General features: G+C 65.5%; 17 protein-coding genes. 12 read left to right on the top strand and 5 right to left on the bottom strand.

Annotated features, from left to right (window positions below; genetic code table 11):
• Positions 1 to 262: 262 nt before the first annotated feature.
• Positions 263 to 988, top strand: coding sequence for a TIGR03089 family protein (locus tag ACTX90_RS04130; protein WP_443443204.1), 726 nt, complete (start codon positions 263 to 265; stop codon positions 986 to 988).
• A 9-nt stretch (positions 989 to 997) separates the two neighbouring features.
• Here the strand turns inward: ACTX90_RS04130 and ACTX90_RS04125 are convergent, their stop codons facing one another.
• Positions 998 to 1,591, bottom strand: a complete 594-nt coding sequence (locus tag ACTX90_RS04125) for a GtrA family protein (RefSeq protein WP_047118455.1) — start codon at positions 1,589 to 1,591, stop codon at positions 998 to 1,000.
• A 282-nt stretch (positions 1,592 to 1,873) separates the two neighbouring features.
• On the opposite strand from ACTX90_RS04125, the gene ACTX90_RS04120 reads away from it, so the two are divergent.
• From ACTX90_RS04120 to manA, 4 genes are all read left to right on the top strand, one after another.
• Positions 1,874 to 2,986, top strand: coding sequence for a 5-(carboxyamino)imidazole ribonucleotide synthase (locus ACTX90_RS04120; RefSeq protein WP_443443202.1), 1,113 nt, complete (start codon positions 1,874 to 1,876; stop codon positions 2,984 to 2,986).
• 76 nt (positions 2,987 to 3,062) lie between these two features.
• Positions 3,063 to 3,593, top strand: a complete 531-nt coding sequence (gene purE, locus ACTX90_RS04115) for a 5-(carboxyamino)imidazole ribonucleotide mutase (protein ID WP_053797509.1) — start codon at positions 3,063 to 3,065, stop codon at positions 3,591 to 3,593.
• An 18-nt stretch (positions 3,594 to 3,611) separates the two neighbouring features.
• Positions 3,612 to 5,234, top strand: a complete 1,623-nt coding sequence (locus ACTX90_RS04110; protein ID WP_443443199.1) for an LCP family protein — start codon at positions 3,612 to 3,614, stop codon at positions 5,232 to 5,234.
• Positions 5,235 to 5,299: 65 nt separating this feature from the next.
• Positions 5,300 to 6,508: a mannose-6-phosphate isomerase, class I gene (gene manA, locus ACTX90_RS04105; protein ID WP_443443197.1), complete on the top strand. Its 1,209-nt coding sequence runs from the start codon at positions 5,300 to 5,302 to the stop codon at positions 6,506 to 6,508.
• A 104-nt stretch (positions 6,509 to 6,612) separates the two neighbouring features.
• On the opposite strand, the gene glpX is transcribed toward manA, so the two are convergent.
• On the bottom strand, positions 6,613 to 7,647 hold the full coding sequence (glpX, locus tag ACTX90_RS04100) for a class II fructose-bisphosphatase (protein ID WP_161447863.1): 1,035 nt from the start codon (positions 7,645 to 7,647) through the stop codon (positions 6,613 to 6,615).
• A 157-nt stretch (positions 7,648 to 7,804) separates the two neighbouring features.
• On the opposite strand from glpX, the gene ACTX90_RS04095 reads away from it, so the two are divergent.
• The 5 genes from ACTX90_RS04095 (at position 7,805) to ACTX90_RS04075 (ending at position 13,405) form a co-directional block, all read left to right on the top strand.
• Entirely contained in the window at positions 7,805 to 8,476 is a 672-nt protein-coding gene (locus ACTX90_RS04095; RefSeq protein ID WP_443443195.1) for a DUF4245 domain-containing protein, read from the top strand.
• Between the two features lie 72 nt (positions 8,477 to 8,548).
• Positions 8,549 to 9,184 carry a carbonic anhydrase gene (locus ACTX90_RS04090; RefSeq protein ID WP_082123811.1) on the top strand — a complete coding sequence of 212 codons (636 nt, stop codon included), beginning with the start codon at positions 8,549 to 8,551 and terminating at the stop codon, positions 9,182 to 9,184.
• Between the two features lie 130 nt (positions 9,185 to 9,314).
• Positions 9,315 to 10,727 (top strand): class II fumarate hydratase, encoded by a 1,413-nt coding sequence (locus ACTX90_RS04085; RefSeq protein ID WP_443443193.1) that lies wholly within the window; start codon positions 9,315 to 9,317, stop codon positions 10,725 to 10,727.
• Positions 10,728 to 10,853: 126 nt separating this feature from the next.
• Positions 10,854 to 12,176: a hypothetical protein gene (locus tag ACTX90_RS04080; RefSeq protein ID WP_443443191.1), complete on the top strand. Its 1,323-nt coding sequence runs from the start codon at positions 10,854 to 10,856 to the stop codon at positions 12,174 to 12,176.
• A gap of 38 nt (positions 12,177 to 12,214) precedes the next feature.
• Positions 12,215 to 13,405 carry a dipeptidase gene (locus ACTX90_RS04075; RefSeq protein WP_443443189.1) on the top strand — a complete coding sequence of 397 codons (1,191 nt, stop codon included), beginning with the start codon at positions 12,215 to 12,217 and terminating at the stop codon, positions 13,403 to 13,405.
• A gap of 16 nt (positions 13,406 to 13,421) precedes the next feature.
• On the opposite strand, the gene ACTX90_RS04070 is transcribed toward ACTX90_RS04075, so the two are convergent.
• Positions 13,422 to 13,988, bottom strand: a complete 567-nt coding sequence (locus ACTX90_RS04070) for a GNAT family N-acetyltransferase (RefSeq protein ID WP_161447873.1) — start codon at positions 13,986 to 13,988, stop codon at positions 13,422 to 13,424.
• Positions 13,989 to 14,086: 98 nt separating this feature from the next.
• Here ACTX90_RS04070 and ACTX90_RS04065 point away from each other — a divergent pair, with 98 nt between their 5' ends.
• A complete protein-coding gene (locus ACTX90_RS04065) occupies positions 14,087 to 14,752 on the top strand; it encodes a TetR/AcrR family transcriptional regulator (protein WP_443443187.1) in 666 nt (221 codons plus the stop codon).
• A 25-nt stretch (positions 14,753 to 14,777) separates the two neighbouring features.
• The gene (locus tag ACTX90_RS04060) at positions 14,778 to 16,481 is read left to right on the top strand and encodes an MDR family MFS transporter (RefSeq protein ID WP_443443185.1); all 1,704 of its coding nucleotides are present in this window, start codon (positions 14,778 to 14,780) and stop codon (positions 16,479 to 16,481) included.
• Between the two features lie 103 nt (positions 16,482 to 16,584).
• On the opposite strand, the gene ACTX90_RS04055 is transcribed toward ACTX90_RS04060, so the two are convergent.
• Both ACTX90_RS04055 and ACTX90_RS04050 read right to left on the bottom strand, forming a co-directional pair.
• Entirely contained in the window at positions 16,585 to 17,052 is a 468-nt protein-coding gene (locus ACTX90_RS04055) for an NUDIX hydrolase (RefSeq protein WP_047118441.1), read from the bottom strand.
• A gap of 4 nt (positions 17,053 to 17,056) precedes the next feature.
• On the bottom strand, positions 17,057 to 17,632 hold the full coding sequence (locus ACTX90_RS04050) for a prepilin peptidase (protein ID WP_443443183.1): 576 nt from the start codon (positions 17,630 to 17,632) through the stop codon (positions 17,057 to 17,059).
• Positions 17,633 to 17,635: the final 3 nt, after the last annotated feature.

Raw genomic sequence — 17,635 nt, 5'->3', positions numbered from 1 at the left:
TTGAGAAGATCGGGGCATCCTAGCGCCCGATCCATTCGGCTTCATTTATTCCATCGAAATATCGAAAATGATGGTACGAGCCGAACTCACCATCTAATTACATCTTTGTAACTAAGCCTGAGTCAAGCGGGGAAGGTATTCTAAGAACACTTCCCAGCAAACTCTCGGCACAACACGCCGTCTAAACGGGCAGATCAACCGGGCGAGTCGCAACTTGCCTGAATTCCCGGCGAATTCTCAGTTAAGAAGATTAAAGGTACAGGTGAGTTTCAACTTGATTTCCGGCACTTTCGTGGAAAACCTCCTGGCGCCCCACCGGGCTTCGGCTTCGCCGTGGCTCACCTGGTACGGAGCCAGCGGAGAACGTATTGAATTATCGGGACGGGTGTTCGACAACTGGGTGGCGAAAAGCGCGAACCTGCTGGCCGACTCCTTCGACCTCGAAGAAGACCAGGTGGTCGTGGTCGACCTGCCGACGCATTGGAAGTCGCTGGTGCTGGCCTTGGCCTCGCTGCACCATGGGGCGACCCTGGTAGCCCCCTCGCATGAGCGCGCTGCCGAAGCCGTCCTGTGGGTCACCGCCACCCCGACCGACCCAGGCATTCCCGCGTCCTGCGAAATCCTGGCCGTCGACCCCGCAGCGCTCGCACTATCCTTCGGCGGCGATTTGGGACCGGTGGCCGAGGACTTCAACGCTTCGGTCCGCTCCTTTGGAGACCAGTTCTTCCCGTCCTCCGTATCCGGCGCGGCGACCGCGATTGCCGGCGACGAACACCGCATCGATCTGGAGACCCTGTTCGCCACCTCGGCCGAAGCCAAGGGAACCATCCTGGTGCGGGCCGGCCTGCCGGTTCTGGAATTCCTTCCCTACGCCATTGCGCAGTGGGCCGCCGGGGACGCCCTGGTGTTGCTGGAGGACGGGGTGGAAGCGACCGAGCGGCTGTGCGAAGGCGAGCGCATCACCGCCGACTACTCTCCCGGGGCCTGATCCAGCCAGCTAGTTGACCACGGTGGGAACGCTCCCGGTGTCCGCGGGATCCGAATCCCCGGACCTCGCGGCGCCGGTTGCCGGCTTCGCGCCGCCCGGCGCCTGGTGCGTGGATGGTGCCAGCAGGTCGTGGTCGTGGGCGAACTGCTCTTCCTGGTCCATTTCGGCTCCGAAGACCCAGAAGCGGTAGGCGAAGAAGCGGAAGATGGTGCCGAGCACCAGGCCCACCACCGAACCGGCGATGAACAGGCTCGTCGGGTCGGTCAGGCCGATCCAGTATTTGGTCACCCAGACGCAGGCGGCCGCGATGCCCAGGCCGATCGCGTTCATGATCAAGAACATCACCAGCTCGCGCACCACATTGGCCTGGCGGCGGTGGCGGAAGGTCCAGAAGCGGTTCGCCAGCCAGGAGAACAGCGTGGCCACCACGCCGGCAATGATCTTCGCCTTCACCTGGGAATCGCTCATGGGGCCGTGGAGCAGCCAGACGTAAATGCCGGAGTCGATGATGAACGCGACGCCGCCGACCACACCGAACTTGGCCACCTCACGCCAGAGCAGCGAAATGAGTCCGGTGATTTTCAGTCTGATGCGCTCGAACATTTTCCTCCAGCCAGCCCTGCACCGCGGCGCGGCCAGCGTCCTCGCGGCACTGGCTGCTCGGTGTCCCGGGGGCGATCTGCCCCGCAGGTTGTGTATTAACCGTCGCCCTCGGCGGCAAGCGCAGAGACGACATCCCGCCATTTTAGCGAGAATTCCTGATAGTTGGCCGGACAAAGCGAGTCATCCGGCTTCCCCCATTCAAGGCATCCACCGCTGGTTCGCTAATCTAGTAGGGTGAGCTTTCCAAAAATTGGTGTAATTGGTGGCGGGCAGCTAGCCCGAATGATGGCCCCTGAGGCCCTGAACCTTGGTTTTGAACTTCATGTCCTGGCCGAAGGCCCGGACGTCTCGGCCGCACGCAGCGTCCCGGATGCACCGGTGGGCGACTACAAGGACCTGCAGACCCTGCGCGAATTCGCCCAGGGCAAGGACGTGGTGACCTTCGACCACGAGCACGTTCCCAACGAGTTCCTCACCACCTTGATCAACGAGGGCGTCAACATCCAGCCGCGACCGGCGGCGCTGATCCATGCCCAGGACAAGCTGGTCATGCGCGAAGCCATTGAAAAGCTCGGACTGCCCAACCCGGCCTGGGCCAAGGTCGACTCGGTCGACGAGCTGGTCGCCTTCGGCGACAAGATCGGCTGGCCAATCGTGCTGAAGACCCCGCGCGGCGGCTACGACGGCAAGGGTGTGCGCATCCTGGATGACGCCGGCGAGGCCCGCGATTCGGCCGACTGGTTCGAGAACGGCCCGCTGCTGGCCGAGGACAAGGTCGATTTCTCCCGCGAGCTGTCCGCCATGGTGGCCCGCACCCCGTCGGGACAGGCCAAGGCCTGGCCGGTGGTCCACACCATCCAGGTCGACGGCGTCTGCGACGAAGTCATCGCCCCGGCCCAGGACATTTCCGAGCACACCGCCCGCACCGCGGCCAACGCCGCGCTGCGCATCGCCGAGGAATTCGGCGTCACCGGCGTGATGGCCGCCGAGCTATTCGAGACCCCCGGCGTCGGCGCCGGCTTCGTGATCAACGAGCTGGCCATGCGGCCGCACAACACCGGCCACTGGACCATGAACGGTTCGGTCACCAGCCAGTTCGAGCAGCACCTGCGCGCAGTGCTCGACCTGCCGCTGGGCGAAACCCGTGAATTGGGTGTCACCGTCATGAAGAACTACCTGGGCGGCGCCAACCAGGACCTGTACTCGGCGTTCGCCGCGGCCCTGGCCGCCGCGCCCGAGGTCAAGGTGCATGCCTACGGCAAGTCGGTGCGCCCGGGCCGCAAGATCGGCCACGTGAACGTGGTGGCAAACGCCGGGCAAAGCGTAGATGAACTTCGCCAGCGCGCCGACCTCGTTGCCGCGTTGATCCGCGACGGCGTGCCCGCCACCGCCTAGCCTGTTACCTAGAGCGCTGCCGCTCCCCCTGCGGGGGCGGCAGCGTTTGACCACCTGACCCAAGGAAAATTTCGTTATGACTGAAGCACCTCTTGTCGGCCTCGTAATGGGCTCGGATTCGGACTGGCCGGTCATGCGCCTGGCCGCCCAGGCCCTGGCCGAATTCGGCATTCCCTTCGAAGCCGACGTCGTCTCGGCCCACCGCATGCCGACCGAAATGATCGATTACGGCAAGCAGGCCCACGAACGCGGCCTGCGCGTGATCATCGCCGGAGCCGGCGGCGCCGCCCACCTTCCGGGCATGCTTGCATCAGTTACACCGCTTCCTGTCATCGGAGTACCAGTTCCGCTGGCTAAGCTGGATGGAATGGACTCCCTGCTGTCCATCGTGCAGATGCCGGCGGGGGTCCCCGTGGCAACTGTTTCGATCGGCGGAGCCCGCAATGCCGGACTGCTCGCAGTGCGCATGCTTGCGTCGGGAACCGACGAGCTGGCCGAGTCGTTACAGGTAAAGTTGCTTCAGTTCGCTGAATCTCTGCGCGATTCCGCCCATGCCAAGGGCGCATCGCTGCGTGAAGAAGTCGCGAACGAGAATTTCGCCTCCTAGGGAAAGTCATATAAGTACATGGGTTCTGCCAGTCACCGCGCTCCAAATCCGTTGCGCAATCCGGAGAGCATCAGCTCGCCGCAGCGCAGCAAACGCGCCCTGATCCTGGTCATTCTGACCATTTTCTTCCCGGGCAGCGCCCAGCTGATTGCGGGCAACCGCAAGCTGGGACGCATTGCAGTGTCTGTCACCATGCTGTGCTGGCTGGCCGTCATCGGCCTGGCGGCCCTGTACTTCATCAACAGGTCGGTCATCCTCGGATGGGTGGCCCACCCGAACTTCCAGATGGTGCTGGTTATCGTGCTGGGCACCCTGGCGGTGCTCTGGTTGATCATGTTCATCAACACCCTGGTGATCATCAAGCCGAAGATCCTCGCCCCGGGCATGCGCGTGATCGTAACGGTCTTCACCCTGGCGGCAGTAGTCGCCACCAGCGGCCTGTTCATCTACGGCGCGTCGCTGGTCAACACCGGACGCCAGACCATTGAAAAGGTCTTCGAAGCGGGACCGGCCTTCGAGCCGGTGAACGGACGCTACAACATCGCGGTGTTCGGCGCCGACTCCGGCGACAACCGCGAGGGCGTGCGCACCGACTCGGTCGCCCTGCTGTCCGTCGACGCGAAGACCGGCAAGACCCTGCTGATCTCCATGCCGCGCAACTTCCAGGGCGCCCGCTTCGCGGACGACTCGCCCATGAAGAAGGCCTGGCCCGACGGCTACAACTGCGGCAACGAGTGCCTGTTCAACGCCATCTACCGCGACGCCGAGGACAACCACGCCGATTTGTTCCCCGATTCGGTGAAGAACGTCGGCGCCCAGGCGGCCATGGATGCTCTGGAGGGCACCACCGGCCTCGCGGTCCAGGGCTACGTCATGGTCGACATGGCCGGCTTCTCCCAGTTCGTCGACGCGCTGGGCGGGGTCACCATCGATTCGGGCGGCTGGGTGCCGTACAACGGCAAGAAGTGGGAAGGCACCAACCTGCGCACCCACTGGTTCGCCCCGGGAGTCCAGACGTTCAACGGCAAGCAGGCGCTCTGGTTCGCCCGCTCTCGCGACTTCACCGACGACTACCACCGCATCAAGCGCCAGCAGTGCCTGCAGCAGGCGATCATCAAGCAATTCACCCCGCAGACCATCCTGACCAACTTCACCAGCATCATGTCCGCCGGCGAGCAGCTGGTGGAAACCAATATTCCCGCCAGCCAGCTGGGCTCCTTCGTATCGCTGGCCGAGAAGGTGTCCTCCACCCCGTTCGCCCGACTGACCCTGGGCGCCCCGGACTTCCCGCGCTCATTCTCCACCTACCCGAAGTTCGACCAGATCCAGGAGCGCATCCAGTCGATCATCGACAAGCAGAACGCCCCGAAGAAGGAAAAAAAGAAGACCGACGAGTCCGCGAAGACCGAAGAGTCCAAGAAGACCACCGAGGCCTCGCAGGCTCCGGAGCAGTCCGAGGCTCCCGAGGATGCGACCGACGTGAACAACGCCCCGAAGCTCTCCAACGGAGAGCAGGAGGAGTTCACGCAGCCCGACGGCAGCCCGATCACCGAGGAATACCTGGTGCAGCTGGAGCTGATGGGGTACACGACCCGCATCGCCCAGATTGCCGCGAACAACGACGAATGCTCGGTGCCGTAAACGGTTAAGACCCCCCGACCGACTGGCAATCCACATCCGTTTGTGAAAGGCGAAGGCTACAAGACGTGTTCGAACTGAACAACACGATTAGGGACTACCACTGGGGATCTGACAGCCAGATCACCGACTTGTTGGGGCTGGAAAATACGACAAGCCCGCAGGCCGAGCTCTGGCTCGGCGCCCACCCGGGATGCCCGAGCCGGGTGGCCGGCACCGGGCAGGGGCTGGACGCGCTCATCGCCCACGACCCCGCGGCCATGCTGGGCGCGGATGTCGCCGAGCGCTTCGGCCGGCTGCCGTTTTTGTTCAAGGTGCTTTCGGCGGCCCAGCCGCTGTCCATCCAGGTGCATCCGACCCTGCAGCAGGCCAAGGCCCGCTACGCCCTGGAAAACGCCGCGGGCAAGGCGCTGGATGCCGCCGACCGGAACTACCGGGACGACAACCACAAGCCGGAGATGCTCTACGCGCTGACCGATTTCACCGCGCTGTCCGGATTCCGCCGGCCCGAGGAAATCCTCGCGGATCTGGAGCTGCTGGGCCCGGCCCTGGCCGATGAGGCACGCACCGCCGTCGCCCAGCTGTCCGGCCTGCTGCGCGGCGAGGATCCGCTGGCCGCGGCGCTGGAGTTCGTGCTGGCCCGCCCGGGCGGGGTCGCCCCGGTGGTGCAGCAGATCTGCGCAGCCATCCAGGCCAGCCCGGAACTTCGGGAACGCGAGCATTTCGCGCAGCTGGTGGAGATCAACGGGATCTACCCGGGAGATGCCGGGGTGCTGGTGGCGCTGCTGCTGAACCTGGTTGTCCTCGAACCCGGCCAGGCCATCAGCCTGGCCGCCGGCAACGTGCACGCCTACCTGCGCGGGCTGGGCATCGAGGTCATGGCCAACTCGGACAACGTGCTGCGCGGCGGGCTGACCAGCAAGCACATCGACGTCCCGGAGCTGCTGGACGTGACCATCGCCCAGCCTTCGGCTCCCCCGCTGCTCGCGCCGCAAGCGCTGGGCGCCTCCAGCCTGCTGTACCAGCCGGAATTCGACGAGTTCCAGCTCCAGGTCATCAGCGGTGCCGGGGACCCGCTCCCGCAGCCGCTGGACCTGCACGGGGCCGGCATCCTGCTGTGCACCCAGGGCGAGTTCAGCGTGCGCGGAACGCAGGGCGAACAGCTGCTGCGCCGGGGCGACTCGGTCTTCCTGTCCGCCGCGGAGCTTCCCGCCACCGCCACCTGCCTGACTCCGGGCTCCGGATGGCTGTTCGCGGCCAGCGCGCAGCGCTGCTAGGCAGGCACCCGCCGCCACGCCATTAAACGCATCGAGCCGCAGACTTCCGTGGAAGTCTGCGGCTCGATGCGATTCCGGCCAGCTGTTCTGCGACCGTCAGGGGCCTAGCGGGTGTAAGCGTCCCACTTGTCCTGCTTGTGCTCGCCTTCGACGAAGCGGATGGTGCCGGACTTGGCGCGCATCACGATCGACTGGGTGTGGATGCGGTTGTTCTTGTAGCGCACGCCGCGCAGCAGATCGCCATCGGTGATGCCGGTGGCTGCGAAGTAGCAGTTATCGGAGGTGACCAGGTCGTTGGTGGTCAGCACGCGGCCCAGTTCGTGGCCCGCGTCGATGGCCTTCTGCTTCTCTGCCTCGTCGGTTGGCCACAGACGGCCCTGGATCACGCCGCCCAGCGCCTTGATGGCGCAGGCGGTCACGATGCCCTCCGGGGTGCCGCCGATGCCCATCAGCGCATCCACGCCGGTGCCCTCGCGGGTCGCGGCGATGGCTCCGGCCACGTCGCCGTCCAGGATCAGCTTGGTGCGCGCGCCGGCTTCGCGGATTTCCTCGATCAGGTCCGCGTGGCGTGGGCGGTCCAGCACGGTCACGGTGACCTGGCTGATCTTCTTGCCCTTGGCCTTGGCGATCAGGTGCAGGTTCTGCTTCACCGGCAGTCGCAGGTCAACCAGCTCGGCGGCTTCCGGGCCGGTCACCAGCTTCTCCATGTAGAAGACTGCCGACGGGTCGAACATGCTGCCGCGGTCGGCCACTGCCAGCACGGACAGGGCGTTGTTCAGGCCCAGGGCGGTCAGGCGGGTGCCGTCGATCGGGTCGACTGCCACATCGCACTCGGCGCCTGAACCGTTGCCGACCTGTTCGCCATTGAAGAGCATGGGGGCTTCGTCTTTTTCGCCTTCGCCGATCACCACGACGCCGTTGAAGTTCACGGTGGACAGCAGGCCGCGCATCGCATCCACTGCAGCACCGTCAGCGGCGTTCTTGTCACCGAATCCAACCCATGGCGAGGAGGCGATAGCCGCCGCCTCCGTGGCACGGACAAGTTCCAATGCCAGGTTACGGTCCGGCTCCGCGTCGGTTACCGACAGTCGCGAAGATAGGTGGGCGTAGTTGTTCTTTTCGGTCACGAAAGATCCCATCACTGAGTCGTAGTCATTGCGCCTATGCAAACACTGCCATTCTATCCTCTTTGCTTTCTGCGACGCATGTTGTGTCGCAGCTATCCTGCGCACACTGCGACGTGGGCTTGGGCACTGTAGTTCGAAATCCACAGAAACTTCGGGGAGAATGGGTATCGTGCAGCCCGAGAATACTGAGAACAACACCCCAGCGACTGATGCCGGGACCGCTCCCGCGATCAGCGATGAGCCGACGCGCCGCGACCTGAACGACCCGAAAGCGACCTTTGCGGATCTTCCGTACAAGCCGCAGCTGACGGAAAAGCAGTCCAAGCGTGCCAACCAGACGCTCAAGGGCATGATCATCTCGGTTGCGTTCTGCATCGCCGTGTTCATCCCCCTCTACCTGCTCAATCCGACCCCCAACGAGAAGGCCTTCGAGTCCGCCGTGGACCTGCAGGCCACCGCGCAGGGCGCCTCGGAAATGGCCGGCACCGAACTCTTCGCTCCGGAGCTCGCGGAGGACGAGTACGTGAACTTCGCCCGCTGGCAGGCAAACACCGCCCAGGGTGTGCCCTACTGGGAGTTCGGCGTAGTCATCGAGGACAGCAAATTCGTCTGGGTTCGCCAGGCCGTCGACTCGAACCCGACCTGGGTCGCCCTGATCACCGACTCCGCGCTGCCTGCCGGCACCAAGCAGATCGACGGGGTGCAATGGGAAGTCCGCACCAAGGATGCCAAGACCTACCTGATCTCCGAGGAGAAGGACTCGACCTTCGTGCTGTCCAGCGACACCGGCGAGGCTGAACTTCTCGAGATGGCCCGGCTGGTCTCCGCGGACGCCAAGTAGCTTCTTCACTTTTGACGTCGAGGCGCGTCATTTATTCGATATCCGAACACTGCACCGGATAGAATCCAAATCATGCCTCAAGAAACCACACAGCATTCCATGACCCCGAACGAAGCGTGGGCGAAGCTCCGCGACGGCAACCTGCGGTTCGTCAATGACGAAACCGAGCACCCGAACCAGGACAGCGCCCGCCGCCAGTCGCTGGTCGCCGGCCAGGAGCCTTTCGCAGTGATCTTCGGCTGCTCCGACTCCCGACTTGCCGCGGAAATCATCTTCGACGTCGGACTGGGCGACATGTTTGTGGTTCGCACCGCCGGCCATGTGATCGATCTGGCCAGCATCGGCTCCCTCGAATTCGCGGTGGATGAGCTGAATGTCCCGCTGATCGTGATCCTGGGCCACAACTCCTGCGGCGCGGTCACCGGAGCCATCAACAGCCGCAACAGCGGGGTCATGCCCAAGGGCTTCGTGCGCGACCTGGTGGAGCACATCGCCCCCTCGGTCCAGGCCGCCGAGCGCCAGGGCATCACCGATGTCAACGGCACCGTGGTGGAGCACGTTAAGCAGACCACCGACCGCCTGGTGGAGCTCTCCACCGTCCTGTCCAAGGCCATTTCCGAGGGCCGCACCGCAGTGGCAGGCGTGGCGTACCACCTGGACGACGGCAAGGCGCAGCTGGTTTCCAGCCTCGGCCTGGATGTCGCCTAGGCGCTCTGGCCACGGAGCCTAAACCATCTTCTGACAGGGCTTATTCCCTGTTCCGGACATCGTCACTGTTGGTTGTGATGTTTTCGCCGAAGCCTGTCTTTCGCTGGCGGTTCAGGCGTACGCTGACCCTATGATCAACAGTGACGATTTCCGTATCGAACATGACACCATGGGCGAAGTCCGGGTTCCGGCACAAGCCCTGTACCGCGCCCAGACCCAGCGCGCGGTGGAGAACTTCCCGATTTCGGGCAAGACCTTGGAGCCGGCCCACATCAAGGCCCTGGCCCAGGTGAAGAAGGCGGCGGCGCACGCGAACCGCACGCTGGAGGTGCTCGATGCAGAGCGCGCCGAAGCGATCATCGCGGCGGCCGACCTGGTGGCCAGCGGGAAGTACGACGCCCACTTCCCCATCGACGTGTTCCAGACCGGCTCCGGCACCAGCTCGAACATGAACGCCAACGAGGTCATTGCCGAGCTGGCCACCCGCGCGCTGAAGGAGTCCGGCAGCGGCACCGAGGTCCACCCGAACGACCACGTGAACGCCTCGCAGTCCTCCAACGACGTCTTCCCGACCTCGGTGCACGTGGCGGCGACCGCCGCGCTGATCAACGACCTGGTCCCCGCCCTGGAAACCCTCGCCTCCTCGCTGGAAGCCAAGTCCGCGCAGTTCGCCGACGTGGTCAAGTCCGGGCGCACCCACCTGATGGACGCCACCCCGGTCACCCTGGGCCAGGAATTCAGCGGCTACGCGGCCCAGATGCGCTACGGCATCGAACGCATCCAGGCGGCCCTGCCGCGCGTGGCCGAGGTTCCGCTGGGCGGCACCGCCGTGGGCACCGGCATCAACACCCCGGACGGCTTCCCGGAAAAGGTCATCGAGTTCCTGCGCGAAGACACCGGCCTGCCGATCACCGAGGCGCGCAACCACTTCGAGGCGCAGGCCAACCGCGACGGCCTGGTCGAGGCCTCGGCGGCGCTGCGATCCATCGCGATCTCCCAGATGAAGATCGCCAACGACCTGCGCTGGATGGGTTCGGGCCCGAACACCGGCCTGGGCGAAATCGCCATCCCCGACCTTCAGCCGGGTTCCTCGATCATGCCGGGCAAGGTCAACCCGGTGATCTCCGAAGCCGCCATCCAGGTGGCCGCGCAGGTCATCGGCAACGACACCACCATCGCCTGGGCCGGTACCAACGGCGCCTTCGAGCTGAACGTGGGCATCCCGGTCATTGCCTCCAACCTGCTGGAATCGATCCGCCTGCTGGCCAACGTCTCCACCGTCATGGCCGAAAAGATGATTGACGGGATCACCGCCAACGTGGAGCGCGCCCGCTTCCTGGCCGAGGCCTCCCCGTCCATCGTCACCCCGCTGAACAAGCTGATCGGCTACGAGAACGCGGCCAAAATCGCCAAGAAGGCGGTGGCCGACGGGCTCACCGTCCGCGAGGCCACCGTGGCGCTGGGCTTCGTCGAGCGCGGCGAGGTCACCGAAGCGCAGCTGGATGCGCTGCTGGATGTTTCCACCATGGTGGGCAAGCACTAGCGGAACCGCCTTCAAGCCCGGCGCAGGCACATGCCTGCGCCGGGCTTTTGCGCGCCGCCAGGCAGTTCGTGACGCGCCCTCGCCACAGCTTTTGGACTTCACCGCCCAGCAGGCCAAAATCAAGGAATGACAAGCACAGCAGGTTCCACGACGTACACCGAGATTGCGCCTTCCAGCGCCGAGTGGGCCGCCGTGACACGCAGGCCGCCCCGGGCGCTGGCCCAACGGATCTCCTGGCTTCTGGTGCTGCTCACCACGGTTGGCATCTTCGTCGGCTTCCAGCATTGGAATGACCCGGACGCCGAGGCCTGGGACGGTGGCTTCCAGCTGCTCGACGTCCTGGGCCTGGCCAGCATCGGCCTGGTCGTGATTTTCAGCCTCGCCGGCTGGTACCTGCACCAGTTCAATTTGGGCCTGGCCCCGCTGCTGCTCGGCATTGCCGCCGTGGCGCATACCCTGGATTCCTCGCCCGAGGCCGTGTTCTGGTGGGCCGGGACGCTGCTGGCAGTGCTGTGGCTGCTGTTCGATTTCACGCTCCTGGCCCGCCAGACGCTGCAGGTGCGGGCGCTGGCCCGGTCCCTGCCGGCAGGGACCGGGCTTGCGCCGGAGCGCGGCGCACGTACCAAGCTGCTGCTGGGATCCGCTGCCGAAGGCCTGTGGGGGCTTGGCGCCGGGCTCCTCGCGGCGGGCTTGTGGTGGTGGACCCTTCGCATTTTTGCCGCGGAAGAAGGGCTGACCGCCGCCGCATTGGACCAGGCCTCGGAATCCGACCTGTGGGCCATACCCGCGCTGCTGGCGGCCGCACTCGCGGCGGTCCTGCTGCTTCGTGCACTGCTCGGCGTCTTGGCCCGCGGCCTGGTCGGCCGCTATGCCTGGCGGCTGCCGACAGGCCCGGGCCCCGTGGAACTCGTCTGGGACGAGGACGAACCGTCCGGCGGACAGATCAATATCGAGCGGGATACCAGCGAATACAGGTGCATCTGCGTCGCTGAGCTGGTGCAGATGTTCCCGGAAGACGCCGAGGAGATCCGCGAAAGCACGGACGTCTCGGCCAGCAACCATTGCCCCATCCATGGAATTGACGCGATCAACCTGCTTTCGCCCAGGGACTTCGCCAGCCTGGCCGGTTCATTGTGGCTTTGGGACGAACTCTCCGGCCTGCCTCAGTCAGGCGGCTTCACCTGCAGCTCGCCGCTGGTGATCGGGTATTGCGGCAGCGCCTTCACCGGTTACCCCGGAACCGCAACGACGCGGGGAACCGTGGACATCGTCGACTATGCCGACTGCGCCCTCGAGGTGGGTCGGGGCGATGGAGAATTCGCAGGACCGCGCCCCGCGTCCGCACCATCGGTCGGAGTGGTGGACAAGATCGATCTGCGCCCGTTCGGGATTGCCGGGCACGCTGTTCGCTTCAAGCACGCCCGCGCCTGGTTTGTTCCCGGGACGTAGCCTCCCCGCGGCCCGGTCCCTTTGCTAGTCTCGGCACTATGAGCCGCACCACACGCACACTGTTCAAGCGACTGGCACTGGGCCTCGGGTCGTTCCTGGTCCTCGCCCTCGCCGCGTTTTTCATCTTCGCCCCGGGGATCGTCGAACGCAGCCACAACGAGCTGGCGGACACTGCGCTGCCTCAGCTCGGCGACGAGGCGAAGGCCGTCCATGGCAAGCTGCAGATCGTGGACATGCACTCGGACACACTCATGTGGGATCGCTCCCTGCTCAAACGCGCCACCCGCGGCCACGTCGACCTGCCGAGGCTGCAGGAAGGCAATGTGGCCCTGCAGATCTTCTCCTCCGTGTCCAAGTCCCCGGCGGGCCAGAACTACGAGTCGAACAGCGCGGATTCGGACAACATCACGCTGCTGAGCATCGCCCAGCTGCAGCCTCCGAAGACCTGGTTCTCGCCGTTGCAACGATCGCGCTTCCACGCCAAGAAGCTGCGCGACGCCGCGCAGCGCTCCGAGGGGGCGCTGCGCACCATCACCACGAAGGCCCAGCTGAAAGACCTGCTGGCCCAGCGCGCCCAGGGCGCCAATGTCACCGGGGCGCTGTTTTCGGTCGAGGGGCTGCAGAACTTGGAGGGAGATCTCAAGAACCTGGACGTGCTCTTCGCCGACGGCATGCGCATGGCCGGGCTGACGCATTTCTTCGACAACGAAGTGGCCGGCTCGATGCACGGCGAGGCCAAGGGCGGGCTCACCGACCTGGGCCGCGAAGCGGTCACCCGCATGGAGCAGCTGGGGATCGTCATCGACCTCGCCCATGCCAGCAACCAGAGCATTGACGAGGTATTGGCCATGGCCACCCGGCCCGTGGTCTTCAGCCACGGCGGCGTGCAGGCCACCTGCCAGGTGAACCGCAACCTGAGCGATGCGCAGATCCGCGCCGTGGCCGCCACCGGCGGGGTCATCGGCATCGGCTACTGGGATGCCGCCGTCTGCCGGCTGGACGTGGATGCGGTGGTGGACGCCATCGAGCACGTGATTGCGGTGGGAGGCCTGGACAGCGCCGCGCTGGGCAGCGACTTCGACGGATCCACCGAGGTCGCCTGGGACACCAGCCAGCTTGCGTTGGTCACCCAAGAGCTGATGGATCGCGGCCGTTCCGCGGCGGAGATCCAGGCCATCATGGGCGGCAACACCCTGCGGGTGCTGGGCCAGGTGCTACCGGCCGGTTAGCCCGGCCCGTCCGCTGCTACAGGCTGATCCAGTAGCGGCGCAGGTCCTCGACCGCGCCGAAGGGCTCGGCGATTTCCTCCCGCGGCACGACGCGCTCCATGTCGCCCCCGCAGGCCTCGATGGTCTTGGCTGAGGCGATGTTCGAGTCATTGCAGGTGACCAGCACGCGTCGCAGGCCCAGCGCCCGGGCCTGCTCCAGCGCCCCGGCGAGCGCAAGCTTGGCCAGCCCTTGGCCTCGGGCTGATGGGCGGACCCCGTATCCGATATGCCCGCCGATTTCCTGAAGGAAGTCGTTCACCAGGGCGTGGCGCAGGCTCACCGCCCCGAGGTACTCTCCCCCGCGCTCGAGCCACAGCGTGCTTTGCGCGGCGAAGCCAACCGGTGGCACCGCGCCCGGCTCGCCCATCTCATTGAGCAGCTGCACCCACTGGGCGAACCCCTGCGGCGTGCGCAGGTCCCAGCCGAACTTCGACGCAAAGAAGACGCTGGCGCCGTCCTGGTCGGTGGTTTCCCACTCGTCCCAGCTCGCTAGCCAGGAGTCATGCAGGGCGGCGGTCGGCGGGCAGAGCTCGATACTTGTCATTCCCCGAGCCTATGTCGCAGATTAGGCAGCTGTCGAAGCCGGTGTGCATCCGGTCACCTTATTTGCACTATCAGCATTAAAGTGCAAAACTGCACTTTATGGAGAATAGTGCAAAAGATGATCCCGCGGCGAAGGGCCAGGGCCCTCATCTGAGCGCCCGTATGCTCAAGACCCGGCTGGCGATCACCCGGCAGGCCCGCACGCTGACGGCGGAGCACGGCTACAACGGCTTCACCGTCGAGCAGCTGTGCGAACACGTGGGCATCTCACGCCGCACGTTCTTCAACTACTTCCCCACCAAGCTGGACGCGGTCTTCGGCCACGACACCGACGAGATCCCCGAGGGCGCCGTGGAACGCTTCATGGCCGCCCGCCCCGAGGGGCTCACCGGGATCTCCCCCACCCTGCTGGCCGACCTGGTCGAGCTGGCGCTGGAACAGCTGACGCACGACGAGCAGGCCATCGTCAGCACCCACGGCTTCTTCTCCGTCATCCACCGCGAGCCCGAGCTGCTGCAGCGCATGATGCAGGTCGGTCCCGAAAAGGAAGCGGAATTCCTGCAGCTGATGGCCACCCGCGAAGGCGTGGAACCCGACGACCCGCAGCTGGTGGTCCTGGTCCACATCCTGCATCTGGCAGTCATGAAATCCGTGGACCGCTATGTGAAGGGCTCCGGCGAGCGCTCGATCACCGAGGAATTCCTGGAGTACATGGAAAAAGCCCGAAATATCCTCGCCCAGCCCCTGACGCGGCCGAACCCGTAAACCAAGAACTCCTGCAAGGACAGCCATGACCACCACCACTTCCCGCGGCAAGCCCTCGGGTGATGCACCGCTGGCACTGACCCAGCGGCGCATCTGGATCATCTTCTCGGCATTGATCGCCGGCATGATGCTCTCCTCCCTGGACCAGACCATCGTCTCCACCGCCATGCCCACCATCGTGGGCCAGCTCGGCGGCGTGGAGCACCAGGCCTGGATCACCACTTCCTACCTGTTGGCCACCACCATCGTCATGCCGATCTACGGCAAGTTCGGCGACGTGCTGGGCCGGCGCAACCTGTTCCTGATCGCCATCGCCCTGTTCACCCTGGCCTCGGTGGGCGCGGCGTTCTCCACCGACTTCTGGACCTTCGTGGTGTTCCGCGCCATGCAGGGCTTGGGCGGCGGCGGCTTGATGATCCTCTCGCAGGCCATCATCGCCGACATCGTTCCGGCATCCGAGCGCGGCAAGTACATGGGCCCGCTGGGCGGCATCTTCGGTTTGTCCGCGGTGGCCGGGCCGCTGCTGGGTGGCTTCTTCGTCGACCACCTTTCCTGGCAGTGGGCGTTCTACATCAACATCCCGATCGGCGTCGCCGCCTTCCTGATCGCCTGGTTCACGCTGACCCTGCCGAGCAAGAAGGCCGAGAAGAAGATCGACGTCCTGGGCGTGATCCTGCTGTCCATCGCCACCACCTGCCTGATCTTCTTCACCGACTTCGGCGGCTCCGCCGACCACGGCTGGGCCGCACTGGAAACCTGGGCGTGGGGCGCCGGTTTGGTGACCGCCGCGCTGCTATTCGTGCTGGTCGAGTCCCGCGCCGCGGACCCGATCATCCCGCTGGGCCTGTTCAAGAACAAGGTCTTCATCAATGCCACCGCCATAGGCTTCACCCTGGGCATCGGCATGTTCTCCGCCATCGCGTTCGTCCCGACCTTCCTGCAGATGTCCTCGGGCACCTCCGCGGCGGTTTCCGGGCTGCTGATGCTGCCGATGATGGCTGGCATGATGGGCACCTCGATCTACTCGGGTATCGCCATCACCAAGTCGGGCCGTTACAAGGGCTACCCGATCGCCGGCACCGTGGTCACCGCCATCGCGATGCTGTGCTTCACCACGCTGACCGCGCAGACCCCGCTGTGGCTGATCTGCGTGTACCTGTTCTTCCTGGGCGCGGGCATGGGCCTGATCATGCAGGTGGTGGTGCTGGTGGTGCAGAACGCCGTGGATCCGCAGATGGTCGGCGTGGCCACCTCCACCAACAACTACTTCCGCGAGGTCGGCGCCTCGCTGGGTGTCGCGATCTTCGGCGCGATGTTCACCAACCGGCTCTCCGAGAAGCTGATGGAGGTGTTCTCTGGCGCCGGGGCCGGCCCCGAGGATGCCGGGCGGGCCACCGCCACGCTGGATCCGGAAACCCTTTCGCAGCTGCCCGAGCCGCTGCGCGACGGCATCGTGACCGCCTACGCGGACTCGCTGGCCCCGGTGTTCTGGTACCTGATTCCGTTCCTGGCCGTGGCCTTCGGGCTGGCGCTGTTCCTGAAGCAGGTCCCGCTCTCCGAGCAGGCGGGCATGGTGGCCCGTGGCGAGGCCATCGCCGGCGAGGAAGCCGAAGCCATGGAGGCCGCCCAGCGGTCAGGTGGCGTCGCCCGGCCGGAGGCTGCCACGCAGGACGAGCCGGACTCCGGTTCGGTGCCGGTTCAGGACCCGAAGGAGCAGCGCAACAGCTGACCCGGTGTCGGATCTGAACTGTTTCGGAAAAGAGCATGCCCCGCACCGTGGTGCGGGGCATGCTCTTTGCCTTGTGGGGACCGAGGGCCGGCCGCGGCACCGGTCAGGCGGCGAAGTAGCCGCCCGGGCGGGGATTCAGCGCCCAGTCGATGGCCCGCTCATGCAGCGGCGGAAGCTGCGGCCGCTCATCGAGCTGGAAGTAGCCGACCTCGAGGTTCTCGTCATCACCCCGGACCGCATGGCCGGACCGGTGCGCCGCCTTGAACACCAGGTCCAGGTACTGCGCATGGTCGCCATTGGGGTACACGGTCGGCGCGGTGATGCCCACGCCCAGCAGGTCGGTGATTTCGCATTCCACCCCGGTTTCCTCCAGCACCTCCCGCGCTGCGGTGTGCGAGGCTTCTTCCCCGGGTTCGATGATTCCTGCCGGCAGGGTCCATTTGCCGTTGTCAGCACGGCGCACCAGCAGCACCCGGTCTTCGTCGAAAACCACGACCTTCACCCCGGACAGCCACAACATTTCGTGTCCGATATGGGTTCTCAGATTCGTGATGAATTCAGGGGTGGGCATGAACCTATCGTGCCACACACAGCGCAATGAGCGCGCCGAGGATCATGAACGGGCCGAAGGGCACCGCCGACTTCAGCGTTAGCCGGCGCAGGATCGTCCCGCCCAGCACGAACAGCGCTGCCATGACGAAGGCCAGCAGCGTGGCGAGGAACAGCGAGGGCAGGGAGAAATACGCCAGGTTCAACCCGAGCACGGAGGCCAGCTTCACGTCCCCCATGCCCATGGCCCCGGAGGAGACCAGCGACACCAGCAGGTACCCGCCGCACAGCAGCGCCATGCCGAACAGGGCCCGCAGCACCGGCCAGAAATCCATGCGGACCGCGCCCAGCAGCGCCAGGATGACCACTGAGGCCAGCAGCCACCTGGCGACCAGCCGGTTGGGCAGCCGGTGCCCGGCGATATCCGCGGCGGACAGCGCGTACCCGTACCCTGCATAACAAAGCAGCAGCGCGGCGACCAGCAGCGCCGTCGCCCACGATTCCCGGGCGACGGCCAGGATCTGCACCGTGCTGTGCTCCATCATGCTTCCAGCATAGGCGCGGGCGCCGGCGGTGTCGGCGGTCCCGGCGGGAATGTGCACAAC

The sequence above is a fragment of the Glutamicibacter soli genome (genome assembly GCF_052322135.1).
In the GTDB taxonomy this organism is placed as follows: Bacteria; Actinomycetota; Actinomycetes; order Actinomycetales; family Micrococcaceae; genus Glutamicibacter; species Glutamicibacter soli.
Note: the sequence above shows the minus strand (reverse complement) of the source record. Positions and strands in the feature narration are given on the sequence as shown.